The sequence below is a fragment of the Microtetraspora sp. NBRC 13810 genome (assembly GCF_030268685.1).
Classification (GTDB): Bacteria; Actinomycetota; Actinomycetes; order Streptosporangiales; family Streptosporangiaceae; genus BSRQ01.
Window position 1 is genome coordinate 40,895 of sequence record NZ_BSRQ01000033.1, and the last position, 22,923, is coordinate 63,817.

Annotated in this window: 21 protein-coding genes and 1 rRNA gene; 12 read left to right on the plus strand and 10 right to left on the minus strand. The window is 70.1% G+C overall.

Translation table 11 applies throughout. The features are described 5' to 3' along the window. Nucleotides 1–4: 4 nt before the first annotated feature. On the minus strand, nt 5–859 hold the full coding sequence (gene otsB / locus QSK26_RS39610; RefSeq protein WP_285780516.1) for a trehalose-phosphatase: 855 nt from the start codon (nt 857–859) through the stop codon (nt 5–7). A gap of 40 nt (nt 860–899) precedes the next feature. Further along, nucleotides 900–1,211, minus strand: coding sequence for a DUF3263 domain-containing protein (locus QSK26_RS39615; protein ID WP_285780517.1), 312 nt, complete (start codon nt 1,209–1,211; stop codon nt 900–902). 116 nt (nt 1,212–1,327) lie between these two features. On the opposite strand from QSK26_RS39615, the gene QSK26_RS39620 reads away from it, so the two are divergent. The 4 genes from QSK26_RS39620 to QSK26_RS39635 all read left to right on the plus strand — a co-directional run bounded on the left by QSK26_RS39620 (nt 1,328) and on the right by QSK26_RS39635 (nt 4,857). After that, on the plus strand, nt 1,328–2,134 hold the full coding sequence (locus QSK26_RS39620) for an SAM hydrolase/SAM-dependent halogenase family protein (RefSeq protein WP_285780518.1): 807 nt from the start codon (nt 1,328–1,330) through the stop codon (nt 2,132–2,134). A 157-nt stretch (nt 2,135–2,291) separates the two neighbouring features. Then, nucleotides 2,292–2,966, plus strand: coding sequence for a hypothetical protein (locus tag QSK26_RS39625; RefSeq protein ID WP_285780519.1), 675 nt, complete (start codon nt 2,292–2,294; stop codon nt 2,964–2,966). Next, nucleotides 2,963–4,495 (plus strand): S8 family serine peptidase, encoded by a 1,533-nt coding sequence (locus tag QSK26_RS39630; RefSeq protein ID WP_285780520.1) that lies wholly within the window; start codon nt 2,963–2,965, stop codon nt 4,493–4,495. Before QSK26_RS39625 ends, QSK26_RS39630 begins: the two co-directional genes overlap by 4 nt. Before the next feature lie 158 nt (nt 4,496–4,653). Beyond that, nucleotides 4,654–4,857, plus strand: coding sequence for a hypothetical protein (locus tag QSK26_RS39635; RefSeq protein ID WP_285780521.1), 204 nt, complete (start codon nt 4,654–4,656; stop codon nt 4,855–4,857). 73 nt (nt 4,858–4,930) lie between these two features. Here the strand turns inward: QSK26_RS39635 and QSK26_RS39640 are convergent, their stop codons facing one another. The 5 genes from QSK26_RS39640 to QSK26_RS39660 form a co-directional block, all read right to left on the minus strand. After that, complete coding sequence (locus tag QSK26_RS39640; RefSeq protein ID WP_285780522.1) at nt 4,931–5,947, minus strand: ABC transporter ATP-binding protein; 1,017 nt, start codon at nt 5,945–5,947, stop codon at nt 4,931–4,933. Next, nucleotides 5,931–6,968, minus strand: a complete 1,038-nt coding sequence (locus tag QSK26_RS39645; RefSeq protein ID WP_285780523.1) for an ABC transporter ATP-binding protein — start codon at nt 6,966–6,968, stop codon at nt 5,931–5,933. Before QSK26_RS39645 ends, QSK26_RS39640 begins: the two co-directional genes overlap by 17 nt. A gap of 9 nt (nt 6,969–6,977) precedes the next feature. Further along, nucleotides 6,978–7,964 carry an ABC transporter permease gene (locus QSK26_RS39650; protein ID WP_285780524.1) on the minus strand — a complete coding sequence of 329 codons (987 nt, stop codon included), beginning with the start codon at nt 7,962–7,964 and terminating at the stop codon, nt 6,978–6,980. Continuing rightward, nucleotides 7,957–8,898, minus strand: a complete 942-nt coding sequence (locus tag QSK26_RS39655) for an ABC transporter permease (RefSeq protein ID WP_285780525.1) — start codon at nt 8,896–8,898, stop codon at nt 7,957–7,959. The genes QSK26_RS39650 and QSK26_RS39655 overlap by 8 nt, the downstream gene beginning before the upstream one ends. A gap of 118 nt (nt 8,899–9,016) precedes the next feature. Then, nucleotides 9,017–10,651, minus strand: coding sequence for a peptide ABC transporter substrate-binding protein (locus QSK26_RS39660; RefSeq protein WP_285780526.1), 1,635 nt, complete (start codon nt 10,649–10,651; stop codon nt 9,017–9,019). Nucleotides 10,652–11,184: 533 nt separating this feature from the next. On the opposite strand from QSK26_RS39660, the gene QSK26_RS39665 reads away from it, so the two are divergent. From QSK26_RS39665 to QSK26_RS39680, 4 genes are all read left to right on the plus strand, one after another. Next, complete coding sequence (locus QSK26_RS39665) at nt 11,185–12,117, plus strand: ABC transporter permease (protein WP_285780527.1); 933 nt, start codon at nt 11,185–11,187, stop codon at nt 12,115–12,117. Then, entirely contained in the window at nt 12,110–12,955 is an 846-nt protein-coding gene (locus QSK26_RS39670) for an ABC transporter ATP-binding protein (RefSeq protein WP_285780528.1), read from the plus strand. Before QSK26_RS39665 ends, QSK26_RS39670 begins: the two co-directional genes overlap by 8 nt. 92 nt (nt 12,956–13,047) lie before the next feature. Continuing rightward, the gene (locus tag QSK26_RS39675; RefSeq protein WP_285780529.1) at nt 13,048–13,584 is read left to right on the plus strand and encodes a YbhB/YbcL family Raf kinase inhibitor-like protein; all 537 of its coding nucleotides are present in this window, start codon (nt 13,048–13,050) and stop codon (nt 13,582–13,584) included. 116 nt (nt 13,585–13,700) lie between these two features. Next, a complete protein-coding gene (locus tag QSK26_RS39680) occupies nt 13,701–13,898 on the plus strand; it encodes a hypothetical protein (protein WP_285780530.1) in 198 nt (65 codons plus the stop codon). Between the two features lie 95 nt (nt 13,899–13,993). Here the strand turns inward: QSK26_RS39680 and QSK26_RS39685 are convergent, their stop codons facing one another. Further along, the gene (locus QSK26_RS39685) at nt 13,994–15,316 is read right to left on the minus strand and encodes a KamA family radical SAM protein (protein ID WP_285780531.1); all 1,323 of its coding nucleotides are present in this window, start codon (nt 15,314–15,316) and stop codon (nt 13,994–13,996) included. 173 nt (nt 15,317–15,489) lie between these two features. On the opposite strand from QSK26_RS39685, the gene QSK26_RS39690 reads away from it, so the two are divergent. The 4 genes from QSK26_RS39690 (at nt 15,490) to QSK26_RS39705 (ending at nt 20,614) form a co-directional block, all read left to right on the plus strand. After that, nucleotides 15,490–16,047 carry a DUF1707 SHOCT-like domain-containing protein gene (locus QSK26_RS39690; protein WP_285780532.1) on the plus strand — a complete coding sequence of 186 codons (558 nt, stop codon included), beginning with the start codon at nt 15,490–15,492 and terminating at the stop codon, nt 16,045–16,047. 80 nt (nt 16,048–16,127) lie between these two features. After that, on the plus strand, nt 16,128–17,162 hold the full coding sequence (gene plsX / locus QSK26_RS39695; RefSeq protein WP_285780533.1) for a phosphate acyltransferase PlsX: 1,035 nt from the start codon (nt 16,128–16,130) through the stop codon (nt 17,160–17,162). An 85-nt stretch (nt 17,163–17,247) separates the two neighbouring features. Next, nucleotides 17,248–18,975, plus strand: coding sequence for an arginine--tRNA ligase (gene argS, locus QSK26_RS39700; protein WP_285780534.1), 1,728 nt, complete (start codon nt 17,248–17,250; stop codon nt 18,973–18,975). A 286-nt stretch (nt 18,976–19,261) separates the two neighbouring features. Continuing rightward, a complete protein-coding gene (locus tag QSK26_RS39705; RefSeq protein ID WP_285780537.1) occupies nt 19,262–20,614 on the plus strand; it encodes a hypothetical protein in 1,353 nt (450 codons plus the stop codon). 715 nt (nt 20,615–21,329) lie between these two features. On the opposite strand, the gene QSK26_RS39710 is transcribed toward QSK26_RS39705, so the two are convergent. Then, nucleotides 21,330–21,713, minus strand: coding sequence for a cell division protein SepF (locus QSK26_RS39710; RefSeq protein ID WP_285780535.1), 384 nt, complete (start codon nt 21,711–21,713; stop codon nt 21,330–21,332). Between the two features lie 1,143 nt (nt 21,714–22,856). Then, nucleotides 22,857–22,923: ribosomal RNA gene (gene rrf, locus QSK26_RS42200) — 5S ribosomal RNA — on the minus strand; the annotation flags it as partial.

A 22,923-nucleotide genomic window follows, 5' to 3' on the forward strand; every position in this document is an offset into this window, starting at 1 on the left:
GCGGCTACCGCGACCTGAGCGCCACCGCCAGCGCGCGCAGCAGCGCCACCACGCCGTCGGGACCGGGCACGATCAGATCCGCCCGCTCGGCCAGCGCGGTGACCTCCTCCGAACCGCTGCACACGGTCACCCCCGGCAGCCCGGAGGCGCGCACCGCCTCGAACGCGGCCAGGTCGCCCAGGTCGTCGCCGCCGAACAGCACGGACCGCGCGCCACGCTCGGCCAGGAACGCCGTCAGCGCGCGCCCCTTGTCCATGCCGGGCGGGCGCAGCTCCAGCACCAGCCGGCCGGGCTCGACGACGAGACCGTGCTCGCGCGCCAGGTCGGCCAGCGGCGCGCGCAGGACGGCCAGCGCGGCCTCCGGATCGCTCGCCCTGCGGGTGTGCACGGCGAGCGCCCGGCCCTTGTCCTCGACGCTGACCCCGCCGGCGCCGAGCGGACCGAGCGAACCGAGCAGCCTCGGCAGCGCGGAGCGCACGGCGTCCACCCCGCGCGGCGGCGGGGGCGAACGCAGCTCGCCGCGCTCCCACCGCTCCACGCCGTACTGGCCGAGCACCACGAGCCCGGGGACGTCGGCCAGGGCCGTGCCGTTCCCGCCCACGCCGTACTCCACCGCGACCGCCGCCGGCCGGCCGGTCAGCACGAGGACGGCGCCGACCACCGCTCCCAGCTCGGCGAGCACCGTGGGCGCCTCGGGGTGGATCCGCGCCCCGTCGGGATCGGGCACGATCGGCGACAGGGTGCCGTCGAAGTCCAGCCCGATGACCGCGCCCGCCGGGTCGGAGACGATCGCGTCGAGCCCCACGGCCCCCGCGGCGGAACGCGCACGCGGCAGACCCGTCACACCGTCGTCAGTCACTCGAAACTCCTTACCCGTGGGTCAAGGACGCATTCGGGGATCAGGGACGCATGCCGAAGCGGCGCGCGGCACGGTCGCGCTGCCGGGCGGCCCGCATCCGGCGCAGCCGCTTGACCAGCATCGGGTCGTGGGCGAGTGCCTCCGGACGCTCGATGAGCTCGCCGAGCAGTTGGTAGTAGCGGGTGGCGGAGAAGTCGAAGGTCTCTTTGATGGCCTGCTCTTTGGCTCCCGCGTAACGCCACCACTGGCGCTCGAAGGCGAGCAGCTCGCGATCCCGGTCGGAGAGGCCCGCCGGGGGTTGGGGGGTCGGTTCCTGGGCACCACTGTCACCGTGAACCGGCGCAGTGTCCATGCTCTCCTCCTCGGTCCGGCGAGCGGCGATCTCGCCGCCCGCGCGCGGCCCGTGGCCATCGTAGTCGCCAACGTACGGGCGTTCACGGCTGCCGTCGATACGAGAGGAGGTCTGTTGTGCCCCCAGTCATCACCCTTCTCACCGATTATGGGCTTGAGGATGGGTTCGTGGCGGCCTGTCACGGCGTGATCATCGGGCTCGCGCCCGAGGCGCGCATCATCGACGTCTGCCACCTCATCCCCTCCGGTGACGTGCGCCGCGGCGCCGCGGTGCTCGCCCAGACGGTGCCCTACCTGCCGCCCGGCGTCCACATGGCGATGGTCGATCCGGGCGCCGGCGGGGCGCGCCGGGCGGTGGCGGTCATGGCCGGCGACCGGATGTTCATCGGCCCGGACAACGGCCTGCTGTCCTGGGCGGTGGACGCCTGCGGCGGGGCCGCCGCGGCCTACGAGATCGTCAACGACGACCTCTTCCGGCACCCGGTCTCGCCGACCTTCCCCGGCCGCGACGTCTTCGCTCCGGTCGCCGCCCACCTGTGCCTCGGCCGCAAACCCGCCGACCTCGGCCCCGACGTGCCCCCCGACCGGCTCGTGTCACTGCCGAAGCCGACCTCCAAGCTGCGCGACGGCGCGGTCGAGGGCGAGGTCCTTTCGGTCGACCGCTACGGCAACACCCAGCTGTCCATCACCGCCGACGACCTCGCCGCGCTGGAGGTGCAGGTGGGTGACACGCTGGCCGTCTGGCTGGGCCGCCGCCAGCTCACCGTGCCGTTCCGGGAGAGCTTCGCCTCGGTGCCGCCGGGCGAGCTGGTGGCCTTCGCCGACTCGGCCGGTCTCATCGCCATCGCGGTCAACGCCGGCGACGCGGCCCAGCGTCTCGGCCTGCCACCGGGCGCCCACGTACGGCTGTCGCCCACATCCTGACAGCCGGCCGTGCATACGGTGCGTATCGACCTGTTTACCGATGCGCCTGATTAAGTCCAGAGCCGCATGTCAGAATGATGCCCCAGCACCGGGGGACGTGCCGTTGCCCTGGCCGGAAACTGCCCTCTGTCTCCCGCGAGCCGTTGGCGAGGCGCTCGTGACCCAAGCACGCTTCCGCATCCGTTTCCTCATCGTGCCGGCCGCACTGCTCGCACTGCTCGCCTGGGCCGCGATCCTCGCCTCGTCCTGGCCCGCCGCGCACGGCGGCGCCACCTCACCGGTCGGCGACCGGTGGCGGAGCTGGCCCGCCACCCGCGTCTTCCCGCCCTCCGTCCCGGCCACCAGCCCGTCCGGCGCCAGGATCAGGTATCTGCTCGCCGGCGTGGCCCGGGAGGCGCGCTGCGAGGACGCGCTCCAGCCCGAGGCGGCCCGCGCCCTCGCCCGGCTGGGCTGCGTGACGACCCTGCGGGCCACCTACACCGACAGCACGCAGACGTACGTCGTCACCGCGGGCATCGCCGTGCTGTCCGCCTCGGCGCCGTCCGCCGCCACCCCGGTGGCCGGCCGGCTGGGCATCCGGGAGACCGGCCCGATGCGGGAACGACCGCCCACCGTGCGCCCCGCCCCCTTCCCCGGCGGCGCCGCCGAGGGCTTCGGCGAGCGGCAGTACGTCGCCGGGGCGCTGGCCGCCGGTCACGACCGTTACGTGGTGCTCACCGCCGCCGGCTACGCCGACGGCCGGCCGTACGCGCCCGGTGTGCCGGCCGACCCCCGGCTGACCCGCGCGGCCCGCGACCTCGCCGCCGCGCTGCACCGGAACATCAGCCGATGACGGCGCCGGGACGGCCGGGAGCGGCGGTGCGGCTGGCGGTGGGAGGGTGTGTGCTGGGGGCGGCCGTGTTCGTGTCGCCGCCGTGCGCGTGCGGGCCGCGGGGCGGCGCCGCGGCGCTGGCGGACGACGTCGGCGCCACGGCCCGGGCCCGGCAGTGGTCGCTGAGGGCGCTGCGGGTCTCCGACGCGTGGCGGCGCAGCCGGGGCGAGGGCGTCCTGGTCGCGGTGCTCGACACCGGCGTCAACCCGCGCCACCCCGACCTCGCGGGCACGGTGACCCAGGGCCCCGACCTCACCGGCGGCCGGAGCGGGATCCGGCACTGGGGCCACCACGGCACGTCGATGGCCAGCATCGTCGCCGGCCGCGGCCACGGGCGGAACCGGCTGAGCGGCGTCCTCGGCGTCGCCCCCGCCGCCGAGATCCTCTCGGTCCGGGTCACGCTGGAGAACGACGACCCGCTGCGCGAGGTGCGCAGGCGCGGCACCGACGCGCTCGCCCGCGGCATCCGCTACGCCGCCGACCACGGGGCCGACGTCATCAGCATGTCGCTCGGCGGCGGCAGCGGCGCCTGGGAGGGCTCGGCCGCCGAGGAGGAGGCCGTGCAGTACGCGCTGGACGCGGGCGCGGTGCTCGTCGCCTCGGCGGGCAACGACGGCGACACCGCCAACCGGAAGAACTTCCCGGCCGCCTACCCCGGGGTGATCGCGGTGGGCGCGGTGGACGACCGGTTCCAGGTGGCGCCGTTCTCCAACCGGCAGTCCTACCTGTCGGTGGTCGCGCCGGGCACGCAGATCGTCAGCGCCGACGGCGGACGGTCCTACGTGCTGGGCGACGGCACGAGTTCGGCCGCGGCCATGGTCGCCGGGATCGCGGCGCTCATCCGGGCGGAGTACCCGGACCTGTCGCCCCTCCAGGTGCGCCGGGCGATCGAGCGCGGCACCGTACGGCGTCCCGCGTCCGGGCACGACCCCGGCTACGGGCACGGCGTCGTGAACGCCGTGCTGGCGCTCCGCGAGGCCGCCCGCGTCCAGTGCGCGCACTCCCGCGTCCGGTGCGGCAGCACCGGCCCGCTGCGCGCCCCCGCCGTCGCGGCGCCCGCCCCCTACCCCGGACCCGACCCCGGACCCGCGCCCGGCACCCGCCGCCCGGCACCGCCCTCCCACGCGGCACCCGCCCGTGGCGGAACCGCACGGCCGCGCGCCACCCCGCGGCCCGCCGACCTGGCTCAGAACGCTCAGGACGCTCAGGACGCCGCCGCTCCTCCGGTGGCCCCGGCCCGGCCGCGCGGCCCCGGCCCGGCGGTGCCCGGCGACGCACCCGCACCGCCCACCGCGCTCGACGCCGCGGCCGCCGGCGGACTCTCCTTCGGCGGCGGCCCCGCGCACCGCCCCGGCGACTTCCGCCTGCTCGCCGCCGGCCTCCTGGCCCTCCTCGCCGCCGGCGCCGCGACCGGCCCGGCGACCCGCCGCCTTCTCCGCCGCCGCGCCGTACGCGGCGCCCACCGGGCCCCGGGCCAGGGCGCCACCTGAACCGCGAGCACCGGCCGGGAAGGTCATGGCTCGCCCATCGGCCGCCCCGTAAAAGTCAAGGACGCCAACCCCCGCCGCGCCCACTGGGATTCTTCGGATGACACCAGAAGCTCTCCGGGCGCCCAAGGCATCAGCCCGGGTAAACATCGGGGGAACACATGATCCGTCGTATTCTCGCCGCCACCGCCATCGCGGGTCTCGCCGTGATCGGCAGCACGGCCGGCGCGCCCGCCAACGCCGACCCCGTCCGCGACCTGCTCGGCGGCACCCTGGGCGGCGCCCTCGGGGGCGCGCTGGGCGGCGGCGCGCTGGGGAACAGCGGCCTGGGCGGCGTGGGAATCGGGGGGGTCGGCGGCCTCTAAGCCTCGGCGAACATACGGAAGCCCTCCACATGACCGGCCTGTGGAGGGCTTCCGTCGTCTCCGGACGCGCGGGTCAGCCCGCGTGCACCACGTCCTGCGCCTCGGCGAAGTGGCAGGCGCTCTCGTGACTCGTCCCCGGCCGGATCTGCAGCAGGGGCTCCTCCGTGGCGCAGATCTCCTGCGCCTTCCAGCACCGGGTGCGGAACCGGCAGCCGGACGGGGGGTTGGCCGGCGACGGCGGGTCACCCTGGAGGATGATCCGCTCGCGCTGCTCCCGGCCCTCGGGGTCGGGCACCGGCACCGCCGACAGCAGCGCCTGGGTGTACGGGTGGGCCGGCTGGTCGTAGATCGCGGTGTCCTTGCCGAGCTCCACGAACTTGCCGAGGTACATGACCCCGACCCGGTCCGAGATGTGACGCACCACCGACAGGTCGTGCGCGATGAAGATGTAGGCCAGGTTGAACTCGTTCTGCAACCGCTCCAGCAGGTTGATCACCTGGGCCTGGATCGACACGTCCAGCGCGGACACCGGCTCGTCGCAGATGATGATCTCCGGCTGGAGCGCGAGGCCGCGCGCGATGCCGATGCGCTGCCGCTGGCCGCCGGAGAACTGGTGCGGGTAGCGGTTGATGTGGTCGGGGTTGAGACCCACCACTTCGAGCAGTTCCTGCACCTTGCGCCGCCGGTCGCCCTTCGGCGCCACCTCGGTGTGGATCTCGTACGGCTCGCCGATGATGTCGCCCACCGTCATCCGGGGGTTGAGCGACGTGTACGGGTCCTGCATGACCATCTGGACGTTGCGGCGCATCCGCTTGAGATCGCCGCCCCTGGCCTTGGCCATGTCCTTGCCGTTGATCATGACGGAGCCCGAGGTGGGCTTCTCCAGCGCCATCAGCACCTTGGCCAGCGTGGACTTGCCGCAGCCCGACTCGCCGACCACGCCGAGCGTCTCGCCCCTGTGCAGGTCGAACGAGACGCCGTCCACCGCCTTGATCTCGCCGACCTGCCGCTTGAAGACGATGCCCTGGGTCAGCGGGAAGTGCTTGACCAGATCGCGGACCTTGAGAATGGCCTCACTCGTCGGTGCCATCGAGGACCTCCCTCCAGTAGTGGCAGGCGCTGCTGCGGTTCGGGTCGATCTCGTACAGCTCAGGCACGCTGGTGACGCAGTTGTCCTGACGGTACGGGCACCGCGGGTGGAAGGCGCAGCCGGTGGGCATGTCCAGCAGGTTCGGCGGCAGGCCCTTGATCGCGTAGAGATCCTGGCCCTTGAGGTCCACCCGGGGAATGGACTCCAGCAGCCCCTTGGTGTACGGGTGCGCCGGACGCCGGTAGATGTCGTGGACCGGGGCGTTCTCCACGATCCGCCCGCCGTACATGACCGCGATCTTGTCGGCGACGTCCGCCACCACGCCCAGGTCGTGCGTGATGAGGATCAGGCCCATGTTGCTCTCGCGCTGCAACTCGGCGAGCAGCTCCATGATCTGGGCCTGCACGGTCACGTCGAGCGCCGTGGTCGGCTCGTCGGCGATCAGGACCTCGGGGTCGAGGGCGATCGACATGGCGATCATGATGCGCTGGCGCATGCCGCCGGAGAACTGGTGCGGGAAGTCGTGCACGCGCTGCTTGGCGGCCGGGATGCGCACCCGGTCCATCAGCTCGACGGCCTTCTTCTCCGCGTCCCGCTTCGACATGCCCTGGTGCACCCGGAACATCTCGCCGATCTGCCAGCCCACGGTGAACACCGGGTTCAGCGCGGAGAGCGCGTCCTGGAAGATCATCGCGATCCGCCGGCCGCGGATCTGGGTACGGGCCTCCTCCGAAAGCTTCAGCAGGTCCGTCCCCTGGAAGCGGATCGCGCCCTTCGGGATCCTGGCCGGCGGCATGTCCAGGATGCCCATGATCGCCTGGGCGGTCACCGACTTGCCGGAACCCGACTCGCCGAGCACGGCCAGGGTCTCGCCGGCGCTCAGCGTGTAGCTCACGCCGTTGACCGCCTTGACCAGGCCGGCCCTGGTGGCGAACTCGACGTGCAGGTCCTCCACCGAGAGCAACGGATCGTTGCCCAGCCCTCCCTCGGCCGGCAACACATCGGTCGCAGTCTTCTTCATGGATCCCCCTTACCGCAGCTTCGGGTCGAGCGCGTCACGTACGGCGTCGCCGAGCATGATGAACGCGAGGACGGTGATGCTCAGGAAGAGCGCGGGGAACAGCAGCGGCGCGAACGCCTCCAGGAACCTGTCCCGAGCACTGTCGATCATCAGCCCCCACGAGATGTCGGGGGACTGGATGCCGACGCCGAGGAACGACAGCGCCGCCTCCGCGGCGATGAAGCCGCCCAGGTTGATGGTGGCGATGACGATCACCGGGGCGACCGCGTTCGGCAGGATGTGCCGGAACATGATCCGCCCGGAACCCGCGCCGAGCGCCCGCGCGGCGATCACGTAGTCCTGGTTCTTGGCCGTGATGACCGCGGCCCGCATGATGCGGAACGTCATCGGCCAGGCCAGCACCGACAGCGCCAGCATGATCGTCCACACGTTGCCGGTGCCGAACACCGACAGGATGAGCAGCGCGCCCAGGATCTGCGGGATGGCGAAGAAGATCTCGGTGGTCCTGGACAGCACGGTGTCGGTCGCGCCGCTCTTGAAGCCGGCGATGAGACCGAGCAGGCCGCCGAAGAGCGCGGTGACGATCGTCGTGCTCACGCCGACCACGATCGAGTTGCGCGCGCCGTAGATGGTGCGGGCGTAGACGTCGCAGCCGAGGTTGTCGGTGCCGAACCAGTGCACCGAACTCGGCGCCTGGCGGGCGTTGGACAGGACGCAGGTCGTCGCGTCCATCGGGTTCACCCTGCTGAACAGCCCGGGGAAGACGGCCATCACCAGCAGGATGGCGATCAGCACGGCCGACAGGACGAACAGCGGCCTGCGGCGCAGGTCGTACCAGGCGTCGTTCCACAGGCTGGCCGGGCGGGCCTGCTTGCCGGGCTTGCGCTCCGGCTCGACCGTCAGCGGCGTCTCCGGGACTCCGACCGTCATCACCTGCTCGGCGGCGTCCTGCTCCGTCTCGGCGCGGGTCGGGCCGACGGGTCTGATGTCACTCATAGCGGATCCTCGGGTCGAGCACGGCGTAGAGCAGATCGACGATCAGGTTGGCGAGGATGTAGACCAGGACCAGGATCGTCACGATACCGACGACGACGGGCTGCTGGCGTTCGTACACCGATCTGAACAGTTCCTGCCCGATACCGGGGATGTTGAAGATCGATTCCGTGATCACCGCGCCGCCCATCAGCGTGCCGAGGTCGGCGCCGAGGTAGGTGACCATCGGGATGAGCGCGTTGCGCAGCGCGTGCCGCCCGACCACCCGGCGCCGCGACATGCCCTTGGCGACCGCGGTGCGCACGAAGTCGGCGCGCAGCGTCTCCACCAGGCTGGTGCGGGTGAGCCTGGTCAGATAGGCGATCGACGTGCCCGCCAGGACGAAGCCGGGGACCAGGTAACTCCGCCATCCCTCCGAGATGCCGGCCACCGGGAAGAAGTCGATGCCGAAGCTCTGCTTCAGCTGGACGCCGAGGATCAGCTGCAGGACGAAGCCGGTGACCAGCGTGGGGATGGAGATGAGCACCAGGGTGGAGGCGAGGATCGCGCTGTCCGTCGCCTTGCCCCGGCGCAGGGCCGCCCACAGGCCCAGCCCGACGCCGATGATCGCTTCCAGGATCAGCGCCGTCATGGCGAGGTTGAGGGTGACCTGGAACTTGCCGGCCATGATCTCCGAGACTTCGACGTTCGCGAACGTCCGCCCGAAGTTGCCCTGGAACACTCCTGAGATGTAGTTCCAGTACTGCACGAAAAATGGATCGTTCAGATGATATTGCTCGCGTAGAATAGCGACGATGGTTGGATCTGCCCGTTTCTCACCGGCCAGTGCCGCGATGGGATCACCGGGCAGCACGAAGACGGTGGCGAAAATCAGCAGGGTTGATCCCAGCAGCACTGGGATCGCCTGAATCAGGCGCCTGATGATGTAACGGCCCATACAAGCCTCCCGTACATGCCTGGGGGCAGCCACTCGGAACCCTGGGTTGCGGTGCCAAGCGGGCTGCCCCCAAAAGCGGGCCCCGGGGCCGGGCTCTCAACCGGCCCCGGAGCTTTGATCAGACCTTCTCGACAGACGTCCACTCAACCTGGTTGAGCAGGTTAATCTTCACACCCTTGACGTGCTGCGAGAAGCCCGCGTTCACTCGGTAGAAGTAAACCGGGACATACGGCAGGTCCTTGATCAGGATGTCGTCCGCCTGCTGGTAGAACGCGATGCTCTCCTCAGGGGTCTTCGCGGTGTCACCCTTGACCAGGAGCTCGTCGAACTCCTTGCTGGAGTAGCCGGCGTAGTTCGAGCCGGTCTTGGCCGCCGCGGTGGAGAAGATCGGCGTCAGGTAGTTCTCCGGGGACGGGTAGTCGATCGCCCAGCCCATGCGGAACATGCCCGCGTACTTCTTGGCGTCGAGCTCGTCCAGGATCGCCTGGAACTTCTCGAACGGCTTGACCGTGACCTCGATGCCGAGGTTCTGGCGCAGGTTCAGCGCGACGGCCTCGATCCACTCCTTGTGGCCGCCGTCGTTGTTGTAACCGAGCTCCAGGGTCTTCGGGCCGTTCGCCGCGGTGTAGGTCTCCTTGGCCTTGGCCGGGTCGTACGTGCACACCGCGCACGCGCCCTGGCGGTAACCGTCGATCGCCGGGTTGATGAAGTCGTCGGCGGGCGCCCGGGTGCCGGAGAAGACCGTGTCCGCGATGGTCTGCCGGTCGATGGCCATCGAGATGGCCTCGCGGACCTTGACGTTCTCGTAGTCCTTGTTGTACTTCAGCGGGAAGCCGATGTACCCGATGCCCGCGTCCGGCTGGTCGATGTACCGGTCGCCCAGCTCGCCCTTGGCGCGGGAGATCGAGGACGGGCCGAGCTGGTCGATGATGTCCAGGTTGCCGGCCGCCACGTCGTTGTACGCGGTCTCGTTGTCCGTGTAGATCTTGAACTGGAGCTTGTCGAACTTCGGCTTCTCGCCGGGGTACTTGTCGTAACGGATCAGGTCGATCGACTGGTCCGTACCCTTGGCGTAGTCCTTGGTGAACTGGAAATAGCCGTTACCGATCGGCTTCTTCGCAAACGCCTCGGTGACCTTGCCCTCCGCGTCGAAGGCGGCCTTGGGCAGCGCATAGAACGCGGTGTAGCCGAGCATGGTCGGGAACTGCGAGAAGGGCGCCGCGAGCGTGACCTCGAAGGTGCTGTCGTCGACGACCTTGAGGCCCTTCATGCCATCGGCGGTGACGGTCTTGCCCTCACCCGGGTTCAGGTCGGCATAACCGTCGATCCGGCCGAAGAAGTAGCTGGCGGACTGGACGTTCTCCTGATTCGCGGCGAAATTCCACGCGTCGACGAAGTTCTGGGCGATCACGGGCTCGCCGTTGTGCCAGGTGTAACCCGGCTTGAGCTTGATCGTCCAGACGGTGTTGTCATCCGAGGTGATCGACTCGGCGAGATCCATGACGACCTTTTTGTTGTCGTCATAGCTCACCAGCGGGGTCATGATGGCCGCGAGGACTTCGGAGCCCTCGGTTTCCGTCGTGTCGCTCGGATAGAACAGCTTCTGCGGCTCGCCGATCTCCATGCGGACGGGGGTGTCGCCACCGCCCGTGGCGCCCGGCGAGCTGCTGTCGCCGCCACTGCCGCACGCGGCGACAGCGAGGGCTAGCAGCGCGGTACCGGCGATAATTTTCGCGCCCTTGGTCACACGCATTGTGGGTATTTCCTCCCTCTCAGGTGGGCGTTGGCGCTGAACTGCGGTATCGCCCGCACAGCCCACGGGGTCAGGTTGCCCCGGATTTGGCTGACACGGTCAACTCAGCTGACGCCCTGCCAGTCGATCGCGACTATCCCTCACTACGTCTCACCAGCGAGTCTCTGCAGCGTTGCAGTTCGGTCACACGTGTGTCCTTGTGACGTCACACTCATACCTGCTCGCAAGGGCGTAATGCCTTATCACGCTGAGAAACAGCCAAGAACGTACATGCATCGTTACGCGGCGTCCGGGGGCCGCCGGGCCTGCCGGGGTGTCGCGGCATGGGCGTCATCTGACCGGCTTCTGGGCTACGGTTGACCTCGGTGTGTCCGCCTGGGAGCAGCGAGCGACAGAGCGGTGTTGCGCGGAAAACCCGGCAATAGACCTGGAACCGCTCTCTCCTCGGGCACGTCCAACCTCCCGTGCGGCGGCAGTCGCACAGACGACCATCCCAGGCATCCCAACCACGAGCATCCAATAGAGTCCTTGCCATGAGCCAGCCGGAATCCGCGGTCGCGGACGCCCGGGCGGGCGGCCGGAAAGACGGCACCCCTTCCCGGGGGAAGGAGCCGCTGGCCGAACTCGCCTCGCGATACGGGCTTCGACGTGCCATCGCACGTCCTAGTCTGCCCGCCTACGTGCGTCAACTGTGGGAGCGTCGGCACTTCGTGTTGACGTACGCCACGTCACGCAACGTGTCGAGATACTCCAGTTCCATGCTGGGCCAGCTGTGGCAGGTGCTGACCCCGCTCCTCAACGCCGGCGTCTACTACCTGATGTTCGGCCTGATCCTCGGTGCGCGCAACGACTCCGACAACTATGTCGCGTTCCTCCTCACCGGGGTCTTCATCTTCTCGTTCACCCAACGTTCGGTCTCCAGCGGGGCGAAGTCCATCTCGGGCAACCTGTCGCTGATCCGGGCGCTGCATTTCCCCCGGGCCGCGCTGCCGCTGGCCTACACGATCCAGGAGCTCCAGCAGCTCGCCGTGTCGATGGTCGTGCTCCTGGTGCTGGTCCTGCTGACCGGCGAGCCGATCACCCTGCTGTGGCTCTTCATCCCGGTCGTGCTGCTGCTGCAGACGATGTTCAACATCGGGGCCAGCCTGGTCCTCGCCCGCATCGGCTCCACCGCGCGGGACATGAACCAGCTGCTCCCCTTCATCACCCGCACCTGGCTCTACGCCTCCGGCGTCTTCTACGCCATCGACGTCAAGGTCGAGCACGCGGGCGGGCCGCCCTGGCTGGCCGACATCCTGTACCTCAACCCCGCGGCCTCCTACATCGAGTTCATGCGGGATATCCTCATTTCGAGCCACACGCCGCGCGATTGGGTATGGGGTTCTTGCGTATTCTGGGCAGTGTTCGCATTGCTCGTCGGCTTCTGGTACTTCTGGCGCGCCGAGGAGAGGTACGGCCGTGGCTGAGCTGACCAAGGAGCTGTCGCAGGTGAAGGCGGAGGACAACAACGTCCCCAAGCAGGACGGCAAGGCGCGTCCCACGGCGGAGCCCCTCCCTACGGGCACGCCCACGGTCATCGTCGACGACCTGCACATCGTCTACCGCGTCTACGGCGCCTCCTCCGACGCCGAGAAGGGCAACGCGGCCAACGCCCTGATGCGCCTGCTCCGGCGTCAGGGCCGCCCGCAGATGCGCGAGGTGCACGCCATCAAGGGCGTGTCCTTCGTCGCCTACCACGGCGACGCGATCGGCATCGTGGGCCGCAACGGCTCGGGCAAGTCCACCATGCTGCGCGCCATCGCCGGCCTGCTGCCCGCGCACCAGGGCTCGGTCTACACCGACGGCCAGCCGTCGCTGCTCGGCGTCAACGCCGCGCTGATGCGCGAGCTGACCGGTGAGCGGAACATCGTGCTCGGCTGCTACGCGATGGGCATGACACCCCGCCAGGTCCGGGCGAAATACGATGAAATCGTGGATTTCTCCGGTATTGGGGAGTTCGTCCAGTTCCCCATGTCCACGTACTCCTCGGGCATGGGCGCGCGGCTCCGCTTCGCCATCGCCTCCGCGAAGGCGCACGACGTGCTGCTCATCGACGAGGCGCTGGCCACCGGCGACCGCGAGTTCAAGCGCAAGAGCCAGCAGCGCATCCAGGCCATGCGCGCGGAGGCGGGCACCGTCTTCCTCGTCGCGCACAACCTCGACGTGATCGAGGAGACCTGCAACCGCGTCATCTGGCTGCACAAGGGCAAGATCAAGATGGACGGCGACCCGCAGACCGTCCTGGCCGCCTACAACCGCGCCTGAGCCCGCTCAGCCCCGCACCGGGGTGTTTGTGACGCCTTCCTGGGGCGAGCAAGATAGGGACGACCAACTGGACGATCCCAGCGGAGGCTACCGTGTCACAGCGGCCACCGATCCCCTATGACTTCCTGCCCCAGGTGCCCGGGCTGACCGTGGAGAGCGACGACGTCAGCCACGGCGCCACCATGTCCGACTCCCACGTCTTCGACGGGTGGGGGATGACCGGGCTCAACGTGTCCCCCCACCTGCGCTGGTCCGGCGCGCCGGAGGGCACCCGCAGCTTCGCGGTCACCTGCTACGACCCCGACGCCCCCACCACCAGCGGCTTCTGGCACTGGCTGCTGTTCGACATCCCCGCCGACGTGACCGAGCTTCCGGCGGGCGCCGGGGCCGGCGAGATGAAGGGCCTGCCGGCCGGCGCCGTGCACGGCCGCAACGACTACGGCCTCCAGTCGTACGGCGGAGCCGCGCCGCCGCCCGGGCACCCGCACCGCTACCTGTTCGCCGTGCACGCGCTCGGCGTCGAGAAGCTGGGCGTGGACGCGGACGCGTCGGCCGCCGTGGTGGGCTTCAACATCGTGGCGAACACCCTGGCCAGGGGCTACATCGCCCCGGTCTACCAGACCGGCTGAGGGCGCGTCCCGACACACCCCGCCCGGCGCGCCGAACCCCTGACGCCACGACCGGCACTCCGCTATGATTCGAACGTCAATTCGATGGAGACGCCGTCATGGAGCGGGGGCGCGCGATGCGAGATCTGTCGACCGCGATCGACCACCTGGCCGCCGAAGATCCCTCCGAGATTCCCCGTGCCGAGCTGGCCGAGCAGTTGCTGGAGCTGCACTGGCAGATGGCCAGGCTGCAGGCCCAGATCGCCCGGCGGACGGGCGTGCGGCACCCCAGGCTGCCGCCGCTGGGTGAGGTGCGGAGGCCGCTGGACAACTGACCGCGCGTGGGCGCGGGGCCGGCGCACCGGGGGAAGCCCTCCGGCGCGCCGGTCCCGCGTTACCCTTCCGCCGGCCGCACCCGGCGGAAGTCCTCTCAGGCCGACAGCCGGGCCGTCGGCACCGCCGGCTCGAACGGGAACCGGTCGGCGAACGCGGGCCGCAGATCGGTCAGCCAGGTGGCCTTGGGGTCATACCTGGCGAAGAACGGCCGCCCCACCAGTGCGGGGTCACGCGCCTGGATGAGGTGCAGCACGAAGACCCGCTGTCCCGCGATCTCGGCCACCCCGTCGACGCAGACCTTGCCGGGAGTGGCCGACATGGAGGGCCCCCGGACCGTCCGGCACAGGCCGGACACCTGGGAGTACGCGTCCCTGAAGATCTCGTAGGCCCGGCCGAGCGGCACCGCGAAGTAGTCCTGCGGACCGGTGTCCCGTTCCACGAACATGTAGTAGGGCACCATGCCCAGGGCGAGCTGGCGCTTCCACATGCGCGCCCACGTGCCCGGGGCGTCGTTGATCGAGCGGATCAGCGGAGCCTGGGTGCGGATCACCGCTCCAGTGTCGAGGATCCGGCGCACGGCCGTCTCCACCACCGGCGCCTCCATCTCCTTCGGGTGGGAGAAGTGCGCCATGAAGGCGAGGTTCTTGCCCGCCCCCACCACCTGCTCGAACAACCGCAGGGTGTCGTCGGCGTCCGGGTCGGTGACGTACCGCTGCGGCCAGTAGCCCAGCGACTTGGTGCCGATCCGGATGGACTCCAGCTGCTCCAGCTCCAGCAGCGGTTCCACGTACCGGCGCAGCACCGGCTCACCCATGATCATGGGGTCGCCGCCGGTGAGCAGCACGCTGGTCACCTCGGGGTGTGCGCGCAGGTAGGAGACGAGCTGATCGACGTTGTCGGAGGCCATCTTCAGATCGGGCTCGCCGACGAACTGCGCCCACCGGAAGCAGTAGGTGCAGTAGGCGTGACAGGTCTGCCCCTGCTTGGGGAAGAACAGCACGGTCTCCGGATACTTGTGCTGCATGCCGGGGACCGGCTCGTGACCGATGCGCGGCAGGTTGAGGCTCAGCTGGCCCGCGGGATGCGGGTTCAGCCGCATGCGGACGTCGTGCGCGACGGCGTTGATCTCGGAGTTGGCGGCTCCAAGGCGCAGCAGGTCGGCCAGCCGGTTGACGTCGTCGGCGGGCAGCATGTCGGCCTGCGGGAACACCAGACGGAAGATCGGGTCGTCCGGTGCCGACGGCCAGTCGATGAGCTCGTCGACGACGTAGGCGTTCGTCCGGAAAGGCAGGACGGTGGCGACCGCGCGGATGCGCAACCGCTCCACGTCGTCGAGGTCGGCCCGCTTCAGCAGATCGTCCAGATGCTTGCTGGTGTAGGCCCGGAACCCGCGACTACCACTGTGTTTCAAGGTCACTAGCTCTTTCCCCTCCTTTTGTCATCTGCCACGTAAACCTTCCGATCAGTTCGCGCGTCTATGCCGTCCATATACCCGGACGTTGTATCCCTGTGACTTGGTTCCAGTGAGGCGCAAGTTTCTTCTGATGATCACATCTCGCGACATATCGCGTCTCGGCGTAGAATCGCCCTATGAGCCCTACTTTGCCGGAGAAAACGGTCCAACGGGCCTCCGACGCCGAGCGGGATCAGGTGGCGGCCGTTCTCGGCGAGGCACTCGCCACCGGCCGCCTCACCAGCGTGGAGCACGCCGACCGGCTGGAGGCGGCCTACGCCGCCGTCACCCTCGGCGAACTGCTCCCCCTCACCTCCGACCTTCCCACGCTCACCGAGGCGACGGCACCCGGCGCCGAGCGGCAGGACGTCGCGGCGGTGTTCAGCAAGGTCATCCGCAGCGGCCGGTGGGTGGCCGGACGGCACACCCGGTTGCGCTCCACGTTCGGCGCGCTCATCGTCGATCTGTCCGACGCCGTGCTCCCCGGCCGCGAGGTCGTCCTGGAGCTCGACGCGCTCTTCGGCAAGCTGATCGTCCGAGTGCCGCGAGACGCCAGAGTGATCGACGAAGGCGAAGCGCTGTTCGCCAAACGGCAGGTCGCGGGCGGTGCCGACGGCGCCGGATCCGGCCCGCTCATCCGGGTCACCGGCAAGGCGCGCTTCGGCAAGGTGGTGGTCTGGCGCGCCGACGACTGAGTAAAGGGCCTACCCGCGAGTAAGTACCCGGCTGCATTCTGCCTACGATGCGGTGAGACTGATTCCGCACGAGGTGACACTTGCCAGACACCGACCGTTCCGGCGGTGCGCCGATCGCGCTGGACGCGATGGGCGGCGACCACGCGCCCCACGAGATCGTCGCAGGGGCCGTCGAGGCCGTCAGGGATCGCGGCCTGCGGATCGTCCTCGTCGGCGCGCCCCGCCCGCTCTACGAGGCGCTGGCCGCGCACGGCGCCACCGGTGAGATCCCGATCGTGCGGGCCGAGGAGGCCCTCGCGATGGACGAGGGCGCCCTGGCCAGCCTGCGCCGCCCCCGTTCCAGCATCGCCGTCGCCTGCCACCTCGTACGGCGCGGCGACGCCTCGGCCGTCGTCTCCGCCGGCTCCACCGCCGGCATCGTGGCCACCGCCCGGCTCCGGCTGCGCGGCCAGCAGAACGTGCTGCGCCCCGCCATCGCCGTCGCCCTGCCCACCCTGCCGCACCCCACGCTGCTCCTGGACGCCGGGGCGAACGCCGAGACCAAGCCCGAGATGCTGCTCCAGTTCGGCCACCTGGGCGTCGCCTACGCCGAGACCGCTCTCGGCCTCGAACAGCCGACCGTCGGCCTGCTCACCATCGGCAGCGAACCGGAGAAGGGCAACAAGGTCGTCAAACGCGCCCACGAGCTGCTGCGCGCCGCTCCCGGCCTCGACTTCAAGGGCAACGTCGAAGGGCACGACCTGCTCGCCGGTGTGGTGGACGTCGTCGTCACCGACGGCTTCACCGGCAACGTCGCGCTCAAGACGATGGAGGGCGCCGTCCGCTACGCCTTCGGCGAGCTGCGGTCGAGCATCGAGGCCGGCCGGCTGTCCCGCCTCGGCGCCCTGCTGCAACGGCAGAAGATGCGACGCCTCGCCCGGCGCCTCGACCCCGAGGCGTACGGCGGCGCCGTACTGCTCGGGCTCAACGGCACGGTGGTGATCGCGCACGGCGCCTCCAGGGCCAAGGGGGTCGCCGCGGCGTGCGCGCTCGCGGCGAGCGTCGCGGCGGGCTCGACCGTCGCCAGGATCGGCGAGCGCATCGCCAACTCCCACCGCCTGCACCGCCTGTGGTGAACACCCGCCGCCCCTGTGCCGGATGTCCCCCGGCGTGGGCGGTAATTGTCCGATCCGGGGTCTGCTCAGCCGATACCCTGGGGGCATGACCGACCCGCAGTTCGTCCTCACCGAACGCGTCCAGCGTGCGCTGGCCGCCGCGTTCGGTCCGGACTTCGCCGACGCAGACCCGCTGATCCGGCCCTCCCAGTTCGCCGACTTCCAGGCGAACGTGGCGCTGAGCCTGGCCAAGCGACTGCGACGCCAGCCGCGGGAGGTCGCCCAGGCCATCGCCGAGGAGCTCAAGGACTTTCCCGGCACCATCGAGATCAGCGGGCCCGGCTTCCTCAACATCACCTTGAGCGACGCGTGGATCACCGAGCAGGCCGCGCAGATCCTGGCCGATCCGCGGGCCGGCGTCGGCGTGAGCACTCCCCCGCAGACCGTCGTCATCGACTACTCCGCGCCCAACGCGGCCAAGGAGATGCACGTCGGCCACCTGCGCACCACGATCGTGGGCGACTCGCTGGTCCGGGTCATGGAGCACCTCGGCAACCGGGTGATCAGGCAGAACCACCTGGGCGACTGGGGCACGCCGTTCGGCATGCTCATCGAGCACCTGCTCGACATCGGCGAGGCGGCCGCGGTGGCCCAGCTCGAAGCGGGCGACGGCACCGGGTTCTACCAGGCCGCGCGGTCGAAGTTCGACGCGGACGACGACTTCAAGCAGCGGGCCAGGGAGCGGGTGACCACGCTCCAGTCCGGCGACCCGGAGACCCTGCGGCTCTGGCACGTCTTCATGGACGCGACCGTCCGCTACTTCAACAAGGTCTACACGATGCTCGGCGTCACGCTCACCGACGACGACATCGCCGGCGAGAGCATGTACAACGCGATGCTCGCCAAGACCTGCGACGACCTGGAGTCCGCCGGGGTGGCGGTGCTGAGCGAGGGCGCGCTGTGCGTCTTCCCGCCCGGCTTCACCGGCAGCGACGACCGCCCCCTCCCGCTGATCATCCGCAAGTCCGACGGCGGGTACGGCTACGCCACCACCGACCTGGCCGCGATCCGGTACCGGGTGCACGACCTCAAGGCCGACCGCATCCTCTACGTCGTGGGCAACGACCAGGCGCTGCACTTCCAGATGGTGTACGCGGCGGCGCGGCAGGCCGGCTGGCTGCCGGACACGGTCTCGGCCGAGCACATCCAGATCGGCATGATGCTCGGGCCCGACGGCCGCCGTTTCAAGACCCGGTCCGGCACGTCGGTCAAGCTGGTGGACCTGCTGACCGAGGCGGTCGACCGGGCGGGTGCCGCCATCGCCGAGCGCGACTACGACGGGGCGACCCGGTCGCAGATCGCCCAGGCGGTCGGCATGGGCGCGGTGAAGTACGCCGACCTGTCGGTCAGCCACGACAGCGAGTACATCTTCGACTTCGACCGGATGCTCGGCTTCACCGGCAACACCGGCCCGTACATGCAGTATGCGACGGCCCGGATCCGGTCCATCTTCCGGAACGCCGGGATCGACGCCACCGCCGCGACCGGCCCCATCCTGCTCGGCGAGCCGGCCGAGCGGGCCCTCGCGCTGCAACTGCTCGACTTCGGCACCCTGGTCGAGCGCGTCGCCGAATCGGCCGAGCCGCACCGGCTGTGCGCCTACCTCTTCGAGACCGCCAGCACGTTCACCGGCTTCTACGAGAACTGCCCGGTGCTCAAGGCGGGCGTTCCCGACGACGTCCGCGCCTCCCGGCTGGCGCTGTGCGCGCTCACCCTGCGCGTCCTGGAAACGGGCCTGTCCCTGCTCGGCGTCCCGGTCCCCGACCGGATGTGACGGCCGAGCGGGTTCTGCCACATGACCACATGTCAGCTCATCGCACACGGCCACCGGCCGGATCCCGGTCCTCGGGATCCGGCCTGGTCACCGGGGCGAGCCCGGCCGCAATTGGGGTCAAGCTCGCTCACTCCCGGAAGGCCCGGTTCTGGGCGCGCCTCCGTGGACCTGGATCGACCTCGGGCTAGGCTTTGCGCGGTCATTGGATTGTCCGGCATGAGACATCGGCTGGAGTCGCCCATGTCCGGACGCTCCTAACGTCTTCGGGGAGTTCTCCGTCTTGAGCATGGATCTGACCGCGGGCCCCGGCGCCGCCACGGAGCTGCACCGCAGCGCGGAAGCGCTCCTTGCCCATATCGCCGGGGGCGGCGTCGCCCCCACCGCCCCGATGGAGTTCAACGACATCGAGGGCTACTGGCTGCCGCCCGCGCTGGAGGCGCTCGTCGCGCTCATGGCGGGCGAGGACGCGCTCGGGGCGCTGGCCAAGGCGGCGCAGCGCGACGAGCAGCGCACCGCCCTGTTCCTGTGCCTGTCCCTCGCGGTGGCCGGGCAGGGCGACCGCATCCACGCGTCGTGGCTGGGCACCGCCTTCGGCGAGCTGTCCGCCGACCGCCCGGTGGGCCACGGCCAGCGCGCGCTGTGGCTGGCCGCGGCCCGCGGCGCGTACGGCCCGGCCGGCAAGATCTTCGTGCTGCGCAAGCTGGACGCGGTCGCCGTACCCGCGGACACCGACATCGACCGCTGGCTCGGCTCCCTCGTGCCCGGCGAGCCCGCCGTCGTCGTGCCCCGCTCACTCGTCGACTTCCCCGAGTTGGCCGAGATCCCCGAACTCGCCAGGCCCGCCCAGGCCGCGGCCCGGCTGGCCCGCCTGCGCAAGCGCTGCGAGGAGATCACCTCCTCCCGCCGCCCCGACGCGAGCACCTCGCCGCCGCTGCGCAACGGCGACCGCCGCCCGGTCAGCGCCTGGTCGCAGGACGAGCCGCTCGCCGTCCTGCGCACCCTGATCGGCGCGACCCGCGACGACGGCCCGATGGGCTCCCTCACCGGCTACCTCCTGGAAGACCTCAGCCCCGGCGCCGATCCGGACCTCGCCGCGTCCGCCCTGCACGTCGTCGCGCCCATCGTGCGCACGGTGGCCGAGGAACTGTGCGAGGCGACCCACCTCGACCCGCCGGCGACGGTGACGGTGCCGATCCTCGGCCACCCCATCGCCCTGCACCCCGAAGGCCCCGACGCCGAGTCCCTCGCCGCCGCCGAACGCCAGATCACCTCGGACGGCGTCCCCCGCCGCCCCGGCCCCTGGCGCGCCTACGCCGCCTTCGCCACCGCCGCGGCCGGCCTCGCCGGCGTCATCACCGCCGCCGTCCTCGGCGCGCCCCTCGTCGCCGTCGTTCTCCTCGCGGTCGCGACGGCGGGCCTCACCGGCCTCGGCGGCTTCTGGCTGTGGCGCCGCCGCATCCAGGAGCAGGCCGACGCCGAGTTCGTCTCCTCGCAGGTCAGCGTGCTGCGCGAGATGGCGGAGGGCGCGGTCTGGGCCCTCCACGAGTACACCCGCGAAGCCCAGGAACGCTCTAAGCAGGCCGCCGAAGACCTCTCCGACCTCACCCGCCTGATCCGCCGCGGCCCCCGCGCCGCCTAACCCACCCGCCCGACCACCACCCCGGCGCCACCTGACCCTCCCGGCTGTCATCAGCTCCGGCCCCCCGTCCCCCACCATCTCCGGGCTTCGGGCTCCAGGCCCGACTCGGGCGACCGGTGCCGGTTGAGGGGCGGCTCACCTCTGTTGACGGCCTGGGGGTGCGTGGTGCGGCGGCGATGCCTGTCTTCTCTGGCACGTTGCGGCGGCCGGGCTCCATGATGAAGCCGCCGCCTACCGGCCTGGACGCGAGTCGCTCATCGGCCGGAAACTGTGGTGCTGACGCTCATCGGCCAGGGAACTGTTCAACCCGGCGATCGCCGAGCACCCTCATCCCCACAGGACACCGCGACGTCATTCCCACGGGACATGTCGCACAACTGTCGGTGCCTCAAGGAATTCGACAAACGGTGGCGGTGCCCAGGTGATGATCGGACGCCGGCGACCCCGCCGCGGCCCCCGCGGCCGGCGGCGCCCAAAGGCCCGCCGTATCGGCCTGTCCGAGGCTTGCTATATCGACCAACCTGCGAAAACTGCCGCATCAACCCACTTGCGAAACCCGCTGCACCGGCCCACCTCTGGGACCGGCCGGATCCGAACTGCCGAGCGCACCTGACGCCCGAAGCAGCGCACCGCCCCCCGCGGCAACCACGGGTCATCCCGGGTTGCCGCCTCCGTTGTAACGGTCCATAATCGGCGCCGCCCAACGGGCACCGGCTCAGGCGGTGGAGACCTCGACGTCGATGGGCGCCAGCAGGAACACCTTGTCCGCGATGCGCTCGATACGCCCCTCGCAGCCATAAGCGAGACCGGCCGCGAAGTCCACCATCCGGGTGGCCTCAGCCGTGGGCATGCCCGTCACATCCATGATGACCGTCTGCCCCTCCCGGAAGTGCTTCCCGATCATCGGCGCGTCGTTGTACTTCCGCGGCTGCACCATCACGATGCGCGCAGGCTCTTCGGCCGCATGCCACCTGCGGGCGGCCCGCTCGGATGCCGGCATCCACTCCTCGTCCTCGACGCCCTCGTAGTCGTAGGTCTCGTCATACTGATCGATTCCGCCCAGGCCAAGGTAGCTTGCCACCTTGCGCACTGCCCCCATCGGCTTGTCCTCTCCTCAGGAACTCACCGCAGTCGGCGCGTCCCGACACAATGGACGGTAACCGACGATTTGGTGCTCGCCTCGCGACACGCCCAACACTCTTTCCATTTTTGTACGGCCAACACCTCGCTCACGACTGGTTATCCACCGTGCCCATGGAGTCGATCGGCCACCCCATCGATGCCCTGGCCAAGCGTCCTGGCCCAGCGTAGCCGTCTTACCCTCACCCCCGCCGACCACCCGCCGACAACTCTCAAACACACCCAGTAACCTTTCCAAGCCCCCAACCCCTCCCCCGGACAACCGCCGACCTCCACCGCCGAGAGAGTCACCACGGCGGAGAGCGAGGAAGGAAATTCGCCGGCCACCCGGAAGAAGGAGCGACAGAGAAGAAGGTGGGGTGACGAGGAGAGGAGAGAGAAGAGGATGAGAGAAGACAGGCGTACAGAACGCCGCCGAACGGCCATTGCCGGTCGGTCGTTACCCCCCACCAGTACCAACTCGCCATACCTCGCCCCTACTCGCCCCCTACGCCTCACCATCCCGCCCCCTACCCCCCAGCCCGTCACACTCCAGCTACCTACACACCACCACCGCCGGCCTCTACCGCCGGCCCGCCACCGCAAACGCCGCCCTGAGAACGCAAGCTGCCCTGCGCACACACTCCACCGTGAACACGCCCCCTACTTCACCCTTCACCGGCGAGCTGCTCCTCACCGTGAAGCCCCACTCCAAATCCCGGTCGCCACCCTCAACACCCCAACCAAGCCACCCCAACCAACCCGCTCGCTCATCTCCCATAGGAGCCCACCCCTCCCATAGGGCCACACCTCAAAGCCACACCCCGGGGCCACCCCAAAAGCCACCCCCGGGCCACACCCCTCACCACAGAGAAACCACACCGAAACAGACTGCTGAACACAGCCCCCGAACGCAGCCCCTAAACGCAGAAAAGGGCCACCCCCCACGGATGACCCCACACCACCAACCCACCACCGGCCACCCACCACCGACCGGCTCCTTATCCCAGACGCGTGAACCACCCCCACACGGAAACACACCCCCACACGCGGAGGAAAACATCCCCCCAGAACGCAGAAAAGGGCCGCCCCAAAGGGCGACCCTTTCCCACAGACAAAAATTGTCCGGCGGTGACCTACTCTCCCACACCGTCCCCAGTGCAGTACCATCGGCGCTGGAAGGCTTAACT